Source organism: Vibrio sp. NH-7, assembly GCF_053643215.1.
The window spans coordinates 640,072-661,077 of sequence record NZ_CM132188.1 but is presented as its reverse complement, the minus strand read 5'-3'; the positions used below and the strand labels follow the sequence as shown (position 1 = coordinate 661,077).

The window sequence follows — 21,006 nt, the reverse complement described above, 5'->3', positions numbered from 1 at the left end:
TAAAGCTAAACTGAAAATATGACAGTTCAAATAATTTCTTAAATTAAATGCATAAAGTTGAACAAAGTCTCATAAGGAATGAAATGTTATATAGTTGTTAACCCTTCCTAAGTCATTGTTTTTAAAGAGCTAACTCATAAAGGCACTTTTATCAGTAGTTTCTAAATTACTGTTTTTTCGCCTTTTTTCTCAAATTTGAGCATTTTCATTAAACAGACTGCTGATTTCTCACATCCTATTCTCATGAGCTATTCATGGTGGAATTTATTACATTTTTGTCATTAGCTATATCTACCTTGGTATCAGAATTAACTGCGAGTTTTGTTATTAATGAATGATTTCTATAAATAAGTTACTGAATCAACTTATTTATTGTTTTACTCAACCTATTAATACTTTGGTCTAAGAGAAAAATAAGTCGTTATTATAAAAAAGCCCAGTCAATGACTGGGCTGGCTTAATACGAATCGGTATTCATTCCATGAATTTATCCGGCAGTGGATGGTTTGATTCGATAAAATATGGCAAACAGGACAGGCACGACAATTAGGGTTAACACAGTAGCAAAACCAAGCCCAGCCATGATCGTTATCGCCATAGAGCCAAAGAAAGCATCAAATACCAACGGTATCATGCCTAAAATCGTTGTGAGTGCTGCCATGCTGACTGGCCTAACTCTTGAAATCGCGCTATCAAATACTGCTAAGTACGGATCTTTGCCTGTTTCTAGCTCAATGTTAATTTGATCCAATAGCACGATTCCGTTTTTCAATATCATCCCACTTAGGCTTAATAAACCCAAAAATGCGGTGAAGCTAAACGGCATATCGGTCGCGAGCAAACCAATTGACACACCAATCACCGACAACGGCACAGTAAACCAAATCACTAATGGTTTTCTCAACGAGTTAAACAACAGCATGGTGATAATAAACATCAACAAGTATCCCATTGGGAGCGAGCCAAACAATGCCTGTTGAGCATCCTTGGATGATTCATACTCTCCTCCCCATGAGATTTGATAACCTTCCGGTAAAGGGAGTGCCTCTACCTGAGGGCGAATACGAGAGAACAAACTCGCTGCCGTTTCATCTCCTAATACGTCATGATCGGCAAGAACGGTCAAAGTTCTTTTTCGATCACGGCGCTGAATCAACGGCTCTTGCCACTCAAGCTGAACACCATCAATCACCTGCTCTACGGGGATATACGTCTGTAATGATGGACTCCAAATCTTAACGTTAGCGATAGATTCAAAGTCCACTCGCTCTTGCTCTGGTAAACGAGCAATGATTGGCAGCATCGTTGTTCCATCTCGAAGAAGGCCGATTGGCGTTCCCCCAAATGCCATTTTTAACGTTTCTGAAACCTCTTGTTTTGAGATGCCTAAACGTCTTGCTTTTGATTCATTGAATTGCGGTACCAACTCTTTGGTTCTTTCACGCCAATCATGACGTACGTTTCGAGCGCCTGGATCGGCATTTAGAATATCCTCGATTTCAACAGCGATATTGCGTAACACTTGGGGATCGGCGCCAGTAATTCTTGCCTCGATTTTTGATGCTGGAGAAGGCCCAAATTCCATCAGTTTGAACTGGAATGTCGGCTGCACAAACTCAGCTGAAAGCTCGGAATCCAACTCTTCAAGCAGCGCAAACATGGCGTCACGGTCATGTGTTCTCACTTGAATTTGGGAATACGCCTCATAGCTTTTTTCTGGTTGATAGGTTAAGGCGAACCGCTGCAAACCCTGTCCAGTCGTGGTAGTAACAAAATCAACATTGTCTTTCGCGCGGATGAACTGCTCTACTTTCTGAGTCTCAGCCAATGTTTGTCGGATATCCGTCCCTTCAGGCATCCACACGTCGACATAAAACATAGGCGTATTTGACGGTGGAAAGAACGACTGCTTCACCGCGCCAAATCCAATTACAGCAGCCACAAGTAAGCCCACCATACTCGCGACGGTCAACCAACGGAAACGCAGGGCTAGCTTGAGGATGGATCCAAAGATAGTAAACAACATACCTTTATAGGGGTCGACCTCAACATTACCCTGTTGCTTTTCTTCTTTGAGCAATAGGTTCGCGAGGAAAGGCGTAAGCGTTAGGGCGGTGATCCAACTTAGAAATAGCGAATAGCATAGTACCCAAAACAGTGAGCCCATAAATTCACCCGTCGCGTCTTCAGACAACCCAATAGGGGCAAACGCGGTAATCGCGATGACGGTGGCACCAAGCAAAGGCCACTGAGTTTGCTTGACGATATCAACCGCAGCTTGAAGTTTGGTTTTCCCCTTTTTCAGGCCAACCAGTATCCCCTCTACGACCACAATCGCGTTGTCGACCAGCATCCCTAATGCGATGATCAAAGCGCCGAGCGATATCCGGTGCAATTCGACATCATTTTGTTTCATCATGATGAAGGTACCAAATACCGTAAGTAGCAAAACGACACCGATGATAATGCCACTGCGCAGTCCCATCGCGAACAGTAGCACGATGATCACAATCCCAACGGCTTGACCTAAACTCACAATGAAGTCATCGACTGATTTGTCGACTTCTGCAGATTGGTTGTAAAAGTAATTGATTTCGACGCCAGCAGGTTTGATGTTTTCAAGGCTTGCGATTTTAGCCTCTAAGCTCTTTCCGACTTCAACAACATTGACCCCAGCACCAAAGGAAACCGCAAGGTTTATCGCAGGCTTACCGTTATAAGTGACAATATTGGACGGCTTCTCCTGAATCCCGCGTGATATGGTTGCAACGTCTTTAAGTCGAATTAGATTACCAGTATCTCTACCATGAATGATTAGGTCTTGAAGCTGCTGCTCCGAATTCATTGTGCCATTGGGGCGGATCGTGAGCGACTCACCGTTCACCATCACTTCGCCCGCAGATTGGACGCTGTTTTGCTGTGTCAGCAGCCCCACGACCGTATTCATGTCGAGGTTTAATGCCGCCAATCTCTCCAATGAAATCTCAACAAATAACTGCTCTTGTTGGTCTCCTGCGATGGCAACTTTACCTACACCATCGACCAGTTCTAGCTCTCGGCTTAGGTAGTCAGCGTATCGTTTCAACTCAATATAGTCGTATCCTTCGCCGGTGAGCATCAGCATGATGCCGTACACGTCGCCAAAGTCATCTAAGATTTGAATTGAGTTCACACCGCTGGGCAAATTAGGCCGGAGATCGTTTATCTTACGACGCATTTCATCCCATATTTGAGGGAGCTCATCCGGTCCATATTCCATTTCCATACTGACCATGATTTGAGACATTCCATTGGATGAAGTCGAGGTAATTCGGTCTACATAAGGGAGCTTACGGATCTCTTTTTCTAACGGGTAAGTTAGCTCCTCTTCAACTTCTTGGGAGGTTGCACCCGAATAGGTCGATATGATCATCGCGTCTTTGATGGTGAATGCCGGATCTTCTAGGCGACCTAGGTCCATAAATGAGGTGTATCCACCAATCGCAAGTATGACGAGAAACAGCCAACTAATGACTTTATTTTTGATTGAATACTCAGCAATATTCACAGCTGCGCTCCTTTTATTTCCATTCCTTCACGGAGCTTCCGTAGGCTCGAATTAACCAGTACGTCCCCACGCTTAATGCCATCGAGTACAACTGCGCCTTTGCCATTGATCTGATCAACTGTGATTTGATGTCGGTGTACTTTATTGTTTTCAAGTTTCCACACGTAGAATTCGCGCTGTTGTTCTCCCGCTTCGATAGCAGTTATCGACAGTTGATAAGCCTGAGACATTTGCAGTCCAGCTTCCATTAGGTCCACGGCAATCTTAGCGCCCGTACCAGGCAGAATTTCATCTTCTACTTGAGGCATTGTTAGCCAAAATTCATAGGTTTGACTCTCTGGATGGAGTTCGCTGGTATGCTCCAAGTAACGCATTTCATACTCGCCTTCATGTCCAGAAAACGTCGCTTTGGGTTTGTAACCTCTCGATCCAACTTGTGGCCTCAACATAGCAAGCACTGAGTCTGAAACACTCACTTTGACGTAAACATCATCACTTCGATAAACCGTTGCGACGCTCTCGCCAGGCTGGATAACTTCATGTTTTTGTTTGATCACACTAGAGACTACGCCGCTAAACGGTGCCTTAAGCCGCGTGTAACTGATCCGAGATTGGGCTAATCCGAGATGCGCATTGGCCAACTTATAGTTAGCTTGGAGCTGATCAAGTTCCGCTTTAGATATCATCTTGCTCGCATGCAACTCTTCACCGCGTTTGAACTGCTTTAAAGCAAGCTCAAAACGCGCTTGAGCATCAGTGAGGTTCTCGCGATGCTTGCTGTCATCCAACATGGCGATCACTTGGCCCTTCTTAACATGATCACCTTCTTGCACCATGATTCCGATCATTTCTCCCTCAAGACGAAACGCCAACGGAGTCAACTCCGCCGGTACCACTTGGCCATTGAAACTCCGGTGTTGCGTCGCAATGGGCGCTTGAACATTGAATGTTTCAACCGTCATGCCATTTTTGCTGCGATGCTCGACCTCTGGTTTGCACCCCATCAAAGTGGCAACGGTGAGGGTTAACACTGCTAGCTTGGAAAACTTCATGTTAAATTCCCCCTTCCTTCGTCCATGCTTTTACCCTTTGTCCCTCAACCAAACGGTCGACGCCCGCCTCTATGATGAGGTCACCTGCAGACAGACCAGACACGAGCTTGCCATTTGAGTCGAACTGAACATCAACTCGGCTGATTGTTTCCGTCACCTGATCGAACAAGAACAGTTCACCCGTCTGATCAGTTCGGGCAAGCCACGCACTGTCAGCAATACTTAGACCTGTCGATTGGCGCGAATGAGACGCATGGACTTGCGCGGCCATTCCTGGGAGTAAATTCATCGTTTTCGGTCGTTCCATTGTCACGGTCGCTGTATAGCTGTTGGTGTCAGGATCGGGTTGAGTCGATATCTCTTTGAATACAGCAGGGACGTGGAGCTCGGGGCGGCTATCCATCGTGACGGTCAGCGGAGAAAACTCAATATTCTCTAAGCCGTTTTCTTCAACGTATGAAACAGGCACGGTAAACACAACGTCTAACTCTTGGTTATTGATGATATTGAGCACTGGCTGTGAAGCTGCTACAACTTGATGCTCTTTAGCGAAAGTCATCGATATTACGCCATCAAACGGAGCAATAATCTTCGTGTATTTAAGATCAGCTTGTGCTTGCTTTAGGGATGCCTGAGCAGCTTTGTACTGAGTCTCCGACTGGTCATAAGTGTCGGTACTGATGAGCTTTTTCTTATACAGCTGTTTTGCGCGTTCAAACCCCGTCTTGGCTAATTCAAACTCTGCGCGTTTGGCATCCAACGTCAATTGGTAGTCATTTGGTTCAAGCAAAGCCAGTACTTCTCCTTTGCTGACATTCGCTCCCATTTTCACGTTGAGAGATTCGATTTCCCCTGCCACTTGGAAAGACAAAGACGCTCTGTCGGTCGCATCAATTTTTGCGATGAATGAATCCTGTGCGCTCGCATTCAATTCAGGCACTTGCCATAGCTTTACTGGCGTAATCACCGGTGTGGCAATTTCAGAGTTGGCTTGATTGCAACCAACGAGCATTGAGCCTAGTAATAACGAGGCAAACCAATGCGTTGCTTGCCTTCGATTTATCGATTTTATGATCATATCCAATCCCATAATTACATATTGCACAGGTGTGCAGTATATTAAATTCATCACTGAGTTCAATATTTATTTTCCATGTGTGCAGTAAAAATTTCTGTTATGCTCCTATTAACACTCACGTAGTTAATGAAATATCGGCCCATTTCTGGTAGAAATACCGCGTCCCAAGTGATTGATAGAGAAAATGGTAGAAAGAAAACAAGGTCGCCGTAGCGCACAAGACGCTGAGAAGACAAAATGCGAAATCATGAGAGTTGCTACCGAGCTGTTTTGCGAGCTGGGGTATGAGCGTGTCTCTTTACGAAACATCAGTGATAAAGCAGGCGTGTCACACAGCTTGATTCGTCACCACTTTGGTAGCAAAGAGCAGATTTGGTATGCGATTAGCGATGGTTTGCACAAATATATGGAAAACTATCTGCATACCATTCTCGATAACATTCCCAAAGACGCAAAAGCGAATGTAAAGCTGTATCTTTTTTCGGTACGGTTACTTGCCCACATGCTGATTGCTAAGCAACCCATTCAGCTCATTGCCGATGCGGTACGCCAAGAAGACGCTTTGTTTGATTATTTTATCGACAACACTGGCGAGATTGAGGCGTTAGTGAACAGCATTGCTGACGAGTACAATGAACAGTACCCAGAGACACCCGTGAAGATTTGGGAAGTGAAATGGCAGATGATCATGTTTGCTCATTCAGCTGCAAGCCTTGCGCCGTTCATGGTAGAAACGTGGCGAGACGAAACCAAAGATTTTGACCAATGCTTACTTAACCATTGGGGCATGTTCAATCACATGATGGCTTGCCGCTTCAGTATCCCACAAGAAGAAAGGTTAGCACCGAGTAAAGTCGAAGATTTAGTGTTTGAGGTATCTTGCCCTATCGAACAAGAAAATGATTGATAGGCTGCCATATTTTATTTGGCAACATCATAAAAAAGACGCTACCAGGTAGCGTCTTTTTCGTCTCTAAATTAGTGATGGTGAAGACTCATCATCGCCTCACGAGTAGAGAAAGTGTCATGTTCGCTATGGCGAGCTGAACGCTTCTCTTTTTTGGGTAAGTTGGCCAATTTGTTTGCCAGCGCGGCGAAGCCAGACACGTTTTCATTTGCGTAGATATCATCTAACACCGCTTGTTTATCAAACGAACCCAATAATGCCTCTGCTGCATAGTAAGGAGCCGTTCCCGTCGACAGCTTACTCATATCGTAGCCTAGCTCATTCAAAATCCAGAAGACCGATGCGCCCGTGTCGTAGAATACTCCCCATGCGTACTGCCATTTGACCTGATCATGGTCAGCAAACTCAATTTTATCGAATCCATCATAGACGAAGGTCTGGACAAAATCCCCGAGATGATTGACGGTTGTCACTTCAACGTACTTTGCTCCCCCTTCAAACAACTCCTGACCTAGCCCCATGTTTCTCACAAGACCTGTCGAATCAAGCTCCATTTGCTTGTGCGTTAACGCGACGTATTGTCTAAGTTTCTTTCTCAGCGCCTCTTTACTCAATGATTTGTCAGGTAAACCACTGAAAATTTTCTGAGTAATCAGCTTGAGTTCGATTTGTTTTGCATCTAATGGGTAGTTGTTTATATCTTGTTTGTACCAATCAGGATATTTCACGTGCTTTCCCTGATAGTGATGGAACATCTCATGCACATTTAACGCTATTGAATAGGGTTTGGTATCTCCATCGTGTATAAATTCACTATCGATGTAACGTTGAAGATAATATTTAACACCTTCAAACTCGTAATCAAATTCGTAAGCCGTATTTCCGCTATTTTCTGGCTTGAGTTTATCAGCGGCAAGATGCATATTTGTATCGTATCGATAGACGTCTAATCCGAAGTTTTCATTGTGTCCTAACTTTTGATAGTCTTCCCCGACTTTGGTCGATCTAATTAAATATGCTTTTTGTGGATTACCTCTCCCATCATCTTTCAACATATACAGTGGCGTATTCGCGTAGTAATTTCCATAATCGAACCAAACTTTCTCAGACTTTAATATTTGTGTCGCCTTGCTAATTTGAGAGAGCATGATTTTATCAATATTATCCGTCAATGCTGTTTCCGGATCTTTATTGTATTTGCCAAGCCCATAGAGTTCTAACTCTCCCTCGCTCATGTAGTGCATACCGTCTGCTGGGGCTTGTTCAATAGTGAAAAAATAAAATTCACTTGGTTTTGGTAACCCCATATCTTTGTAATAGTCGATGTAGGGTTGGTGCACTAACGAATCCTTAGGATAGTCCGTTGCTTGTTTGTCACCGTTAGACCAACTGTGCACGCCAATCTTTGCACCATGAACGATGGTGCGCTTGACGCCAGCGACAAACAAATCCGTCCCGCCCGACGCAATATGACCCGATGATTTGATGACAGAATCTAAGTTCTTCGCTCTCACCTGCCTTGCCAAAATTAAGTTTGCGTTGTCGTTAATCGAACCTTCAATTTTGACAAAGTTGAGAAGCGATACATTTTTGTGAGTATTCATCATTTCAGCAAAAGCTTGTGGAGAACCACTACATATCGTCCCGGATAAATCTGCGGTTGTCCCATTGACCGTGAATGTTAACGCTTGTTCACCTGGGTCGAGTTGTTCGCTACACACAGATTGAAACACCGATTTTTTTGCATTGTGTTTAGTTGGTTTGGAATTCCCGCCACCATTATTACACCCAGCCAAAATAGCAACGCTTAACAGAGCCAATTTCATTTTCATTGTTATATCCCTACTTAATAAGTTCGGCAGTATGACAAAGACTCATTAGAATTAGTTCATCAGTTAATAGCGTTGCTTACATTCAATTACGTTGAAACAATAATAAGCCTCTCTCCCTTACAAGGCATTACAAAATGGCTTATAAGCGATGGAACTAATGGAAAAAAGGGAAAGCCATTTTTGCTAATTATTAAACAATTACGTTTAATTTATTGATAAGGTTTAGGTTCGATAACTCACTATTAAATACTAATCACAAGCGAGTGAAATAAACTCTCGCGCTGAAAAAACAGTTCAGCGCGAAGGTGATGAAATAAGAAGGTGATTCGCTAAAGAGCTTGGAATAAGTCTGATTCTAAGAGGTCAAACTGGCTTGCTTTCTTTTGGGACAATAATGGTAAATCGAGCACCACCTAAGTGACTTTGGTCGACAGAAATCGTCCAGTTTAAGATCCTTGCAGCGTTATTGGCGATGGCAAGCCCCAAACCAAAACCACCATCATTGGCATTCCTACTTTTATCTAAGCGAGCAAACGCCAAAAATATCTCTTCCCGTTTATCTTCTGGGATTCCTTGGCCATTGTCCTCAACATCAATAGTCCAACATGTGGGGTACTCATGCAGTGATACTTCCACAATACCATTACCGTATCGCTCTGCATTCTTGATTAAATTATCCAACACCAACTTGGCCAGTGCCGTAGGGAGCGACACCTCATCGAAGAGCATATCCGGGTCGAGATGTAGCCGGGTTTCACAGCCAGCGATCATGCTAAGTCGGTCTCGACAAAACTGCTTTAGCGAGATGGCAATAATTTCAGTTTGATCCTTAAGACCTACCCGATTGTTCAATTTTGAAAGCTGCAAAATATCGGACGTGAGATCCGCAATATCCTCAATGTAATCGTCAATGTTATCGAACAATTGCTCGCGATTTTGGCAATCTTTTCTCCTCGCTAAATCGCAGGCCATTTGGATTCTGCTTAAAGGGGTTCGCAACTCATGAGGGATCGCGTGTGCGAAGACATGACTTTGTTTTACGCGTCGCTCTATGTCTTCAGCCATTTCATTGAAGCTTTCTGACACCTCTTTAACCGGTGACATTTGATAGGGCTCTGAGCGTACGCTAAGTTCGCCACGACCAAAACGCTCTTGCGTTTCGATCAGTTGATTGAGGCGAGCATTCACACGGTACACCGGTAAATAGATAAACAACCCTAGAGCGACGCTCATCGTGACAAAAAGGGCAACAATAAAGTGAATTTCACGATCTTCGTACCAAGGAATGGCATCGACATAAGGGTCATCGATCTGCCTGATAACAAGATGTTTATCAGAGTTAGGAATGGGTAGCGCGGTGAGAAACAGGTCATACTCATCAATGTAGACCTTGATGCCTTGTGAGCTGTAATGGATGGTACATCGGTCACACAGTGATTGCTCTTCATTCCAGTTGGAAAGAAGTGACAAGGTATAGTCGTAAAACGTGAGTTCATTAAAGCGATTTAGGCGCTCATATAACCCGTGTCGCTCGTAACGACTGTTTGCATAACGCTGAGCTTGGTGCACCCCATCATCGACAAAAAGATCAATATCTGCCTGACGTAAATATCCAGCCCCAAAATGCATAAATACAACAAAGGTTAGCACTAACCCAACCAAGCTCTCTGTGTACAAACTTGTAAACATAGAGCGTGACCTTGCCATTTTTGCAACTACTGGCATGCAGCGCTACTCACGAGTTTATAGCCTTGGTTGCGAATAGTTTTGATCGTTGCAGTGAACACTTCGGCTTGAATCAACTTCTTACGTAAACCTGATACTCGCATATCTATCGAGCGGTTGTTCACGTTGTACTCAATTCCTCGCGCAAGGCGACAGCAATGTTCGCGAGAGACGGTTTCGCCAGCGTTTTCGATCAAGAGTTGTAGGATTTCAAATTCAGAGTTGGTGAGGCTGATTGGTTTTTGGTTGTAATAAGCGGTTTGGTTTTGACTGTTAATGACAATGCCGTGAGCATCTGAAACGTGACTAACTTGCTCTAATTTCTGCTGCCTTTGATAGCGCCTCATCAAAGCTTCGATGCGCGCCACTAAAATATGACCTCTTACCGGCTTCGTCACATAGTCATCGGCACCGAACTTAAACAGACTGACTTCGCTCATTTCGTCTTCTGCTGCCGTTAACACCATGATCATGCCCGTATAAAACTGACGAGCCTCATTGCAGATTTCGGCTCCCGACTTACCCGGCAACATCAAATCCAAAAGCACGAGATCTGGCTTATATTCTTGGATTTTATCAATCGCTATTGAACCATCCTCTATCGCTTCGACTTCGTAACCTTCTGCTGTTAAGTACATTTTGGTCAGTTGAGAGATATCCCTATCATCCTCGATCAATAAAATCTTTGAATTCATCTACCTATACTCCCACATTGACATTTGCGCGCAGTATATAGCAAACAATAGACGTATCAAAACAACCCATAGACGCCAGTAATATCTCAAGTAAGGAATCCCTTACACAACCCGACCAACATCACTTGTAAATGCAACAACTTACAACATGACGCACCTTTAAAATGGATGGTTAATTATTTAAATTAATAAAACAAACGCCACTCATCACCAAAACAGATCAATTGGCAAAACATATGAACACAAAAGAAAAACAGTATGTTTACATTGTGATTAATTGAGGCCGTTTACTCGCACTGTAGCTCTATTTTTACGTTTTTTATTCTCACCAATGAGACAATAAATTGTCGAATATTTGCTTACAAATGATGGCTAAACCCCTTACAAACACTTACATAAACCGATTTACCGTATTTAAACACCTTAAATAGGAGCGATAACCAGAGGATTCGTCGCAAATAGTTAATAACTACCGCAAAACCCATCAAATTCAGTCGATAATTCGTTATAGAGATGTAATAAAACCACTTTTGTTACTTACAATCACGACAATTAGACCAATACGCATCCTGATGAATAATTGCCAATTATCTCTTCTGTCAATACTATTCCCCACCAGATAAGCCGCCTCCAATGACATCACATTTGTGTTGAGATGAATGACGGCTTCATAGGTATCAATGTCACTGCTCTTATCAGGAGCAGCCCCAAACACTTAATTGGAATCTAATATGAAAAAGCAATTCGTGATTTTACTTTCTGCTCTTGGTCTTAGCGCATGTGGTAGCCTTGCCATTATGGACAAGTCTGAGGCAGTGAAAGCTCAACCAGAGATGCTGATTAAAACAGACGGTGACCTTTGGGGCCTTGGTGGCGACGGTGAGTTTACACTCGGTGGTCTATACGAAGGTAAATACTCTCGTGATGCCTCATCATCGACTTGGTTTAACACAGTGTCGACTAAAGATGGCTCAATGGGCGCAGAAATCACCCGTAAAGATAACGGTGAATCTTGGATTCTGAGCTGCTCTGGCGGTGGCACTTCGGTTAGCGTAGGCATGATGCAATTTGGTGGCAACGCTCCTTACACATGTGACATTACTTCGAAAGGTCAATCTGTGGGCAACTTCACCATTGCAGGCGAAGAGAAGATGATCGATTTCGGCACGGCGAAAAAAGAGAAAGGTCACATCGTTGTTAACGGTAAACGTTTCGATGTAGAGACAGTTCATACTGCCCCTAACCTAATGATGCCTCTTGAAAACCCATTAGGTTACAGCTTCAAACTTAACGGCAAAGAAGTCGCAGCCGTTCAAACAAACGGTGTTCTAACGGTACAGTGGTTACCTGAAATGACTCAAGAGCAGCGCGATGTGTTGGCCGTTGGCGCTATCGCAAGTGCGCTTAGCTGGAGACCTGCAGAGTAAACCCGTAACAAACGATAAGATTGAATAAAAAAACCAGCTAACATGTTAGCTGGTTTTTGCTTTTTAGCCCGAAGAACAGTTAAGCGTCTGATGCTTCACTGCACACTTTATCCTGCACCGACGTCGGTGCTGGCTCATAATGGCTAAGCGTCATACTGAAACTCCCCTCACCTCCCGTTAAGGCTCTCAAACGTCTCGCGTAATCTTGTAACTCGTTGATTGGCGATTTTGCTTTAAGCAGTGTGAATTGGTTACCTGCGGAATCTGCGCCCTCTATCAAGCCACGATTCCCTGACAAATCACCCGAAACATCGCCGACATTCGCCGTCGGAATGAGCAGCTCCATCTGGACAATCGGCTCTAACACGATGGGATCGGCTTTTAACACAGCATCAAGAAACGCTTTTTTGCCCGCAATTAAGAACGCGATCTCTTTAGAATCGACCGAATGGTATTTGCCATCAAAGACCGTCACTTCAATATCTTTGATCGGGTTGCCAGATATCGCACCTTCTTCGAGAGCCTGGCGAATCCCCTTCTCGACAGCAGGAATCAACGCCGTTGGTATAGCACCACCCACCACTTTGTTGACAAACTTAAATCCCGCACCTCGTTCTAATGGTGCAACGGTCAATTTCACTTCCCCAAACTGACCCGCGCCGCCACTTTGTTTTTTGTGGCGATAATGCCCTTCCGCTGGTTTGGTGATCGTCTCAAAGTATTCGACACTCGGTTGGCTTGTTTCAACGTGCAGCTTGTAAACGCTGACCATCTTCTCTAGCGCCACCTTAAGATGAAATTCCCCCTGTCCGCTGATGATCGTTTCGTTTGTTCTCGCGCGATGTTCAATACGCAGAGAAGGGTCTTCACTGGCAATCTTGTGTAAAACATCAGACAACTTTTGTTCGTCGCCACGCTTGATAGGTTTTAGGCACAGTGAGTACATTGAATCTGGGAGGTGGAGGGTTTTCAAACTGACGCCATCTTCGTCATGGGAGTCATGCACGATAGAATCAAACTCCAACTCATCCACCTTGGCTAAGACACATAAGTCTCCAGCGAGCGCTTTGGATATTTCGTGGCGTTCTTTTCCTTGAAGCTGATACAAGTGACCGACTTTAAACGGTTTATTACCATCGCCAATGAAAAGTTGAGATCCGGTGTTAATTTCCCCTTGGTACACACGAATATACGCCAGTTTGCCCAAGTACGGGTCGACACTCACCTTGTAAACATGCGCGACACTGTGTTCTAGCGTTTCACAGTTCACTTTGATCTGCTTACCCGCTTTCTCAAGTAATGGAGGATTACCCTCATTGGGCATCGGCATGATTTCACTTAAGGTTTGCAGCAACAATTCGACCCCAGCCCCCGACTCAGCAGAAACAAAACACACCGGTATCACATGACCTGTTCGCAGCGCCTCTTCAAATGGGTCATGGAGCTGCTCTGGTGTGAGCGCAGAACCTTGCTCAAGGTAGATTTCCATCAAGTCTTCGTCGACTTCAATCACTTGGTCGATTAACGTCTCGTGGGCGGATTCTACATCACTAAACAAGGTAAGTTGGTCAGTCTGAGGCGCAAAGTAACAATCCACCACATCGTTCGAATCTTGTGAGGGTAAATTGATCGGCAGGCAATGCTCACCAAACTGTTGTTGAATCAACGCCATGATCTGAGACAGCTCACTCTCGGCACTGTCTATCTTGTTGATGATGATCATCTGGCATTTTCCCTGTTCACGCGCAAACTCAAACAAGCGATCGGAGGTTTGATTGAGGGGCATTTTTGGATCAATAACCAGTGCGCTGGTTTCAACGGCGGGGAATATACTCAATGTTCGACCCAAAAGCTCATTTTGTCCCGGAGTGTCAATGATATTGAGTCGATGCTTTTGCCAACTTAATGCAACGGGTGTCGCCTCGATACTGTGTTGGTATTGGATGGATTGAGGATCGAAATCGGTAACCGTGTCGCCTTTTTCAACACTGCCCAATTGGGTGGTTTCTTGGCAAGCGAAGAGTAGTTTTTCAATCAGTGTCGTTTTGCCACAGCCTGCTTGGCCGACAAAAGCGATGTTGCGAATCTTATTGATAGGCATAGAGCCTCCTAGCAAAGTAACGTGGTGGAATAACCGATAAGGTCACGAACTGCGTTGGAGTTTGGCGGGATTACCGCCGTGTCGTCTTCCAGGTCATTTTTCGGATGACTCTATGCATAAGCACTCCATGTGGGCGATAGAGTGTTTAGAATGCAATAATAACCATATTTATTTTGTGACTTATTTCATGCGAGGCGAATCCTAGCCGTCTAATTTATGAGCAAGTATAAAAAAGCCGAACTCCATCAAAGTTTCGGTGTTCGGCTTTCGTACTTGCTGGGATTAGGCAATTTTGAATTGCGCCATTTCCTGATTCAATTCTCTTACTTGCTCAGTCACTTGCTGTGAGACCTGATTTGAAGAACTGGAAATGTTGGCAACGCCTTCTACGGATTGATTCACTTGCGACATTAATGAGTGAATTTCTTGCGTTGCTTTCGATTGCATTTCAGCAGAATGAAGCAAGTCGTTCATCTGTTCGTTCAACTGCTCGATTTTCTCTGTGGTCGCATTTAACATGCCGTAGGCTTGCTCGGTATGCGATGCGCCATCCTCTGCTAGCACTTTGCTGCTGTCGATTTCGCTTACTACTGCCGCGGTAGACGATTGAATCGCATGAACAATGTTATTGATTTCCGTGGTTGATTCCGTCGTTCGTGTTGCAAGTAAACGGACTTCATCAGCAACGACCGCGAAACCTCGTCCATACTCGCCTGCACGCGCCGCTTCAATGGCAGCGTTTAACGCAAGCAGATTGGTTTGCTCAGCAAGCCCTTCGATAACTTCTGTCACACGACCAATCGCCTCACTCTCTTTGCTCAGTTCGGCTACTTGCACACTCGCTTTCTCGATCGTTTGATGCAAAGCCGTTACCGTTTGTCTGTTTTGCTCAAGCGCTCGCGATCCGACCTCAATTTGGCTTTTCGACTCAGACAAATTATCGACCGACAACTTAGCATGGTTGGCCGTATCTGCCGCCGAATGACTGACGTCTGACACTTGCTCACTCACAAGTGACATGGTCGACATCTGCTGCTCAACTTGTGAAGAAGTGTTGCTGTTCGCTTCTTGAAGCGTTGTCATGCTTTCCGTCACGATTTGGGCTTTGTTCGTCACTCCACGAACAATGTTTGAGAGCGCATCGTTCATCTGGTTAATAGAGCGAGTCAGGCTTGATAACTCATCATTGCCATCCACCGCAAGTTTCGCTTGAGAGACATCCCCCTTGGCAATCGCTTGAGCACGCTGCGACACAATGGCGACACGTCGGCCAATACTCTTACCCATATAAGTTGAGACGGTTAATGCCACCAGCACAATCACAACAGCCGATCCAAACAACAGCTGAACCACGGTAGACACCGAGCTAAAGATTCCAACGCCACTAGAATCGGCTTGATTTTGCTGGCGAACGATCAAGGCTTCTAGCGAGCCATTTAACCCCTCGACTGCGGGAATCAGCTCCGCAGCCATTTTCTGATTCGCCATATTCCAGTTTGGCGCTTTTCGCAACTCTATCACTTGCTGGGCTATCGGCAGGTAAAGCTGCTGCATTTCTTTAAACAGTGACCACAAACTTAAATCGCTGTCAGATAACAACGCTTTCTTGGAATCAATTTCTGCCACAAACTTGTCGTGAGATTTGAGAAGATCTTGATACTTTTCTAAGTGTTCCGGCTTGCCATATTGGAGGAAGTCACGCATTGATGAAAGCGCATTAGCAAGTGAGGTATAGCTGTCGGCGTAAAGACGAAACAAGCGCTTTCTATCTCCGCCTTCTTTATTCCCCGCCTCGTCGTTGATTAAGCCTTGGATTTGATCCAATGCAACTTCAGCAATTGGGGCGGCTTCATTTAAAAACAGGGAATGCGCGGGTAAGTTCTCGTCAGAATGGCTGAGTGCTGCTATCTCTAACACCAGTTGTTTGAGTGTTTGCCAACGCACCTGAATCTGTTGATAGGCTTGCTGTTCGAGCAAAACTTCAAGTTTAGGCAGACTCTCTTCCACCTCTAAGATCACGGCATCTAGCTGTGTTTTTTGTTGCTCACCAAGCGCTTCATCACCGCCGAGCAACATGTAGGCGCGTAGGGTAGAAATGGTGGCTTGCAACGACTGCTGAATTGAACGCCCCGTATCGACGGTGGGTAAATCGGACTTGAGCAACGACTCGGTGTGCAACTCTACCGTGTTAACACTGCGGTAAACAAAAAGCGCTGAAACGATAAAAAGTACTGCAAGCGACAGAAAACTGAACTGTAGCTTCCCTGATATCGAGAGTTTCATCCTAATAACTCCTAGTTTAATGGCTCCCTAACTATAGCTTTTTGGCTATCAATGTTAAACATTTGTAAAACAATAAAATAAACTTTTGCATGAATCCTTCCCGCTTTGAGCTAGCGTCGGTCAAAGTGACTGCATTTCCCACATACGCCTACTTTTAAACAGAATTAAGTTCATTTGTGCCAATAACGACATTATTCCCTCAGCAACATGAGGGTTAATTCAAAACTCTGCTACCACCACAGATTTACTATGTAGTTAAAGCTAAACAGCGAGGTAGCGACATGATAGTAACGAATGCATTCAGCGATAAGCTCAGTGAAGAATCAAAACAAAATTGGCTGAGTTATTGGAAACACTTTTCTGAACAAGATTATCATTACTGCGCAGAGAGAAACTGCACAAAACAGCATCAACATGGGGTTCTAGTTACTCAATCCTCTTTCTGCCAAAGGGCGCTGTTTGTTGTGCCATTGTGTGCGGAACACAGCAATAGCTTCGTCAGCCAAATTGAGATTGATGATGGTGCCAGTATCGTTCCAACAGAGCTAAGTTTATAGGATTTGTAGGGATTTTGTTGGAACTCGAGCAATGACCACGTTTTTGTCATTGCTCTTTTTTTATCTCACGATTTGAGTAAATGATAGGATTGCGTCAGAGTTCATCAGTTGCTCACGACGAAACATCTCCTCAACGATGGCTTCATCGATCAAACGTGCGTTATATGCCGCAATGTGGACTTTATCATTGGGCTCTAAAAAGTGCGCTTCTCCCCACTCTGTGTAGTTTGGCGCGCCAGTATAAAGGATCAGCTCTTTGGGGTAGCCAAGCGCCCTCAGCTTAGGCAAGATTTCTTCGTACATTCCTTCGTCAGCTTGGTGATTAATTCTTCCCACCATCCAAGCCATTAAGTGACAGTAAAAAACCTTCAATTCGGTACAACTTACTGATGGCGTCGCCAAGTGAAGGTGACCGTCACGCTCAATATAAGAGACCAGTTTAATGTTTTCATCATAGTTTGCCGGTGACAACCGCGATACATTCCACCAATGACGGTTGATGCCTTTTGAGTGTTTCCCCCATGACTTTCGCTGTGAAATTTTCGTACTTCCAGCGAGATTTCGAATGGTCACATCGTTGCCGATGGAGATGTGGGTGGTCATCAGGGAGTGGACTTTTTGGTCTTGATATTCCACCTGACACCGCAGCACAAACTCGGGTTCTATGTCGACGTTACTACCCTGAGTTGGGTATGAGAGCGAAGGTCCTGACGTAATCGTATGATCTTGCGAGCAGTCGATGACAAAAATGCCATTTGGTAATGCATTTTCTTCAACGTTTTCAGCTCCGCTTAGGTGACCGGAAAAGTTTCCAATAATTCCGAGACTTAACATGACTTTACCTTAGTTATTTTAGAGTTATGAGAGTTGCTTGTTGATCAGCACTTGCGAACAAATGTCCAACTGTGCCAAAAGCCAAGTGGCGGCCAATAGATCGGCACTGCCTCCGGGGCTAATGTTGCGTTTGATGAAGCGTTCATCCAGTGATTGAAGATGACTTTCCAGTTCTTGGTGTGTGGTTATCGGAGAGGCGAGAATCTGCTTGGCTTGCGCTTTGACAAATTTGAGCCCCGGCAGCCCTGCACGGTTAACCACATTGGTATCTTGATTGTTTGCCATCAAAGCCAGCAACGCGATGCTGAGTGCTTTCTCTTCCGACTCACCGCGATGGATCGAATGATGATAGGCGGGCAACCCGTGATTAAAGATGGTCGGATAGCCTTGCTGCGCTTCGCCGCGAATGCCAGTGAAGCCATATTGAACAAACAATCGCTCACCCGCGGTTTTAGGCTCGCCTGACATCATCCTTAGTTGCTCTTGAACCAATCCAGAGCAGCACTCTTTGATAACGGCGCGAACCCGTTTTGAATCGTAACTGATGCCTTTGCGATGAAGCCAACCGACCGCACCACAAATGACACCCAAGGTAAAAATCATACCTTTATGAGTATTCACACCTTGGGTCGCATGATTCATTGCCATTTCAGCGCTTAACCCCACTCTGCGCAGCGGCTCAAGGAGATCGCGAGCGTGTAGAGATGCCGATTGGTACCCTGCTCGGACAAACTCTTTCATGTAGGGGCGAAGTACATCGCAACTGGCAACAAACGTCTTAAGATCCATGTCACTGTGCGCCCCGGAGTTAGCGCAATCCACCAACCCGGGCTTGGGTGTTAAGTGAACTTCTAGCATCATCGCATGGTAAGCAAGGTTGCCCGCCAAGACGCAGATATTGAGTCGCGCTCGCCCTGTGACATCAGGCTCGTATAGGCTGCAATCGTCCATCAGCCATTCTAGGGTTTTATTGGCATGCATTGATTAACTCCGTCATTTTTCTGATTAGCTGTTGAGGGGAATGCGCTTGTTGGCGTATACAGGCTTTCGCCTCTTGGTCACAAACGAGGCAGCGTCGCTTTGGGTGTTTGATAACCGTTCGTGATATTGGCCGAGCATCAGTGCGAATCACATCGATATCAAATAAACGCCCCAGTCGGTGTGTTTCTTCAATGGAGACCATGGTTTGTTTGAGCAGAAGAATGTCAGCAGTGTCGACGATCATCAGGAGTTCATAACCCGTATCGGCTTCGATCACGTCCAGTTTTAACGTCGCCATGTTTGCTTTCATACAAGCGTTGATGATCGCTTTATAGCCATGCTCAAAAGCCACTTTGGCGATAAAATTTTTCTTAACTGCCCCCACCATGTTGATGGTGAAACTTACGAGAGGCAAAGAGTGGGCGTTGACCCACTCTCGCTGTTTTACAGCCCGAAGCTCCCTGCTTTCCAGTATCTGCTCTAAACTGGCAATTGGACCGTCATACACAAGCTATTCCTTAACTTGCTTAATCACGTCAATGACTGAGCCATCTCGATAGCGGACAATCCCCACGACTTTATCGGCATATCGAATCGGTCGAGGCTCCCCCGTCAGCAGTTGGGCACGCTGTTGAAGTTGGTCGACCGTCACCAAGGGCACGCCTTCTTTCTCTAACCGCTGTGCCACTTCGGTTCGATTTGGATTCACGGCGATACCATGATCCGTCACGAGGACATCAATTTGACTGCCGGGCGTGACGATATTGAGAACAGAATTGACGACAGTAGGAATGCGACCTCGAACAAGTGGAGCAACAATGATTGTTAGGTTTGCCGAAGCCGCAGTATCACTATGACCACCTGAAGCGCCGCGGATCACCCCATCGGAACCGGTAATCACGTTAACGTTGAACTCGGTATCAATTTCAAGCGCACTTAGAATCACCACATCCAGCTTTTCAACAGCGGCACCTTTGGATGAAGGGTTCGCATACTGATTAGCCGAGATTTCAATGTGGCGAGCATTTCGGGCTAACGAATCAGCCGCATTTGCATCAAAGGACTGCACATCGAGCAAGGTTTCGATAAAGCCTTTTTCATGCAAATCGACCATCGTTGACGTAATACCACCAAGTGCAAAACTGGCTTTGATTTTGTTGCGCTGCATTTTCTCTTCAAGGAAACGAGTTACCGCCAGCGAAGCACCACCGGAACCCGTTTGCATGGAAAATCCATCGTAAAAATAACCGGAATACTCGATAACCTCAGCGGCGCGGCGCGCGATCAACAATTCACGGGGATTATTGGTCATACGTGTCGCCCCACCGCCAATTTTCGACGCGTCACCCACGCTGCTCACTTGCACAATCGCATCTACGCAATCTTGGGGAATAGACGCAGGTTGATTTGGGTAGTCGACGATCTGCTCGGTCAAAAGAATGGTGTGCTTCGCATGTAGAGCATCGATTTGTGCGTAACCCAATGAGCCACATCGCGCTCGCCCATTGACCGCGTTCGCATTGCCAAATTCATCACTGGTCGAGACCGCCAGAAATGCGACATCAATCTCAACTTCGCCGGACTCAACCAAATGCACTCGTCCGCCATGAGAATGGATATGAATGGGCTCTTCCATCAAGCCGCGTGAAATCTCTTCCGCCAGTTCACCGCGTAGCCCTGATGTATAAATTTTACTGACGACACCAGAGCGAATATGCTCAACCAATGGCGCGTGAACATCCGACAAAGAACTGGACGCAAGCGTGAGGTTTTTTAGCCCCATTTCCGCGATTAAGTCCATCACCAAGTTGATGGTTTTATCACCGCCACGAAAAGAATGGTGAAACGAGACTGTCATACCATCTTGTAGGCCACTCGCTTCAATGGCGGTTTTTAAATCATCGTACAGTTTGCGCGCTTTGCGGTTGGTACTATGGACCAAGTGAGGCGTAATGGTGTGTGGACCTGCATACGGCTGCAAATGGTA

General features: G+C 45.3%; 15 protein-coding genes. 3 read left to right on the top strand and 12 right to left on the bottom strand.

All coding sequences use genetic code 11. From position 1 onward, the window contains the following. Nucleotides 1-487: 487 nt before the first annotated feature. The 3 genes from ACUALS_RS17155 to ACUALS_RS17145 are packed head-to-tail and all read right to left on the bottom strand — an operon-like array spanning nt 488 to nt 5,677. Entirely contained in the window at nt 488-3,547 is a 3,060-nt protein-coding gene (locus ACUALS_RS17155) for an efflux RND transporter permease subunit (RefSeq protein WP_454449965.1), read from the bottom strand. After that, the gene (locus tag ACUALS_RS17150) at nt 3,544-4,599 is read right to left on the bottom strand and encodes an efflux RND transporter periplasmic adaptor subunit (protein WP_454449964.1); all 1,056 of its coding nucleotides are present in this window, start codon (nt 4,597-4,599) and stop codon (nt 3,544-3,546) included. Before ACUALS_RS17150 ends, ACUALS_RS17155 begins: the two co-directional genes overlap by 4 nt. 1 nt (nt 4,600) lies before the next feature. Beyond that, nucleotides 4,601-5,677, bottom strand: a complete 1,077-nt coding sequence (locus ACUALS_RS17145; protein WP_052131307.1) for an efflux RND transporter periplasmic adaptor subunit — start codon at nt 5,675-5,677, stop codon at nt 4,601-4,603. A 184-nt stretch (nt 5,678-5,861) separates the two neighbouring features. Here ACUALS_RS17145 and ACUALS_RS17140 point away from each other — a divergent pair, with 184 nt between their 5' ends. After that, nucleotides 5,862-6,584, top strand: coding sequence for a TetR/AcrR family transcriptional regulator (locus tag ACUALS_RS17140; protein WP_005474588.1), 723 nt, complete (start codon nt 5,862-5,864; stop codon nt 6,582-6,584). A 71-nt stretch (nt 6,585-6,655) separates the two neighbouring features. Here ACUALS_RS17140 and ACUALS_RS17135 read toward each other — a convergent pair whose 3' ends face one another. The 3 genes from ACUALS_RS17135 to ACUALS_RS17125 form a co-directional block, all read right to left on the bottom strand. Beyond that, complete coding sequence (locus ACUALS_RS17135; protein ID WP_454449963.1) at nt 6,656-8,416, bottom strand: hypothetical protein; 1,761 nt, start codon at nt 8,414-8,416, stop codon at nt 6,656-6,658. A gap of 363 nt (nt 8,417-8,779) precedes the next feature. Further along, complete coding sequence (locus ACUALS_RS17130; protein ID WP_052237890.1) at nt 8,780-10,105, bottom strand: sensor histidine kinase; 1,326 nt, start codon at nt 10,103-10,105, stop codon at nt 8,780-8,782. A 26-nt stretch (nt 10,106-10,131) separates the two neighbouring features. Further along, entirely contained in the window at nt 10,132-10,836 is a 705-nt protein-coding gene (locus tag ACUALS_RS17125; protein ID WP_005474552.1) for a response regulator transcription factor, read from the bottom strand. Between the two features lie 731 nt (nt 10,837-11,567). On the opposite strand from ACUALS_RS17125, the gene ACUALS_RS17120 reads away from it, so the two are divergent. Next, nucleotides 11,568-12,263 (top strand): VV20781 family protein, encoded by a 696-nt coding sequence (locus ACUALS_RS17120; RefSeq protein WP_005474567.1) that lies wholly within the window; start codon nt 11,568-11,570, stop codon nt 12,261-12,263. A 79-nt stretch (nt 12,264-12,342) separates the two neighbouring features. On the opposite strand, the gene fusA is transcribed toward ACUALS_RS17120, so the two are convergent. Both fusA and ACUALS_RS17110 read right to left on the bottom strand, forming a co-directional pair. Next, a complete protein-coding gene (gene fusA / locus ACUALS_RS17115; RefSeq protein ID WP_454449962.1) occupies nt 12,343-14,364 on the bottom strand; it encodes an elongation factor G in 2,022 nt (673 codons plus the stop codon). A gap of 282 nt (nt 14,365-14,646) precedes the next feature. After that, entirely contained in the window at nt 14,647-16,647 is a 2,001-nt protein-coding gene (locus ACUALS_RS17110) for a HAMP domain-containing methyl-accepting chemotaxis protein (protein ID WP_454449961.1), read from the bottom strand. 281 nt (nt 16,648-16,928) lie between these two features. Between ACUALS_RS17110 and ACUALS_RS17105 the strand changes: the two genes are divergently transcribed. After that, nucleotides 16,929-17,204, top strand: coding sequence for a hypothetical protein (locus ACUALS_RS17105; RefSeq protein WP_005474527.1), 276 nt, complete (start codon nt 16,929-16,931; stop codon nt 17,202-17,204). A gap of 60 nt (nt 17,205-17,264) precedes the next feature. On the opposite strand, the gene ACUALS_RS17100 is transcribed toward ACUALS_RS17105, so the two are convergent. Genes ACUALS_RS17100 through citF form a run of 4 tightly spaced genes read right to left on the bottom strand, consistent with a single transcriptional unit; the run spans nt 17,265 to nt 21,000 of the window. After that, complete coding sequence (locus ACUALS_RS17100) at nt 17,265-18,038, bottom strand: DUF5718 family protein (protein WP_454449960.1); 774 nt, start codon at nt 18,036-18,038, stop codon at nt 17,265-17,267. Between the two features lie 24 nt (nt 18,039-18,062). Beyond that, nucleotides 18,063-18,989 carry a triphosphoribosyl-dephospho-CoA synthase CitG gene (gene citG, locus ACUALS_RS17095; RefSeq protein ID WP_454450045.1) on the bottom strand — a complete coding sequence of 309 codons (927 nt, stop codon included), beginning with the start codon at nt 18,987-18,989 and terminating at the stop codon, nt 18,063-18,065. Nucleotides 18,990-19,005: 16 nt separating this feature from the next. Further along, entirely contained in the window at nt 19,006-19,527 is a 522-nt protein-coding gene (citX, locus tag ACUALS_RS17090; RefSeq protein WP_005474538.1) for a citrate lyase holo-[acyl-carrier protein] synthase, read from the bottom strand. A 3-nt stretch (nt 19,528-19,530) separates the two neighbouring features. Then, the gene (citF, locus tag ACUALS_RS17085; protein WP_454450044.1) at nt 19,531-21,000 is read right to left on the bottom strand and encodes a citrate lyase subunit alpha; all 1,470 of its coding nucleotides are present in this window, start codon (nt 20,998-21,000) and stop codon (nt 19,531-19,533) included. Between the last annotated feature and the right edge of the window lie 6 nt (nt 21,001-21,006).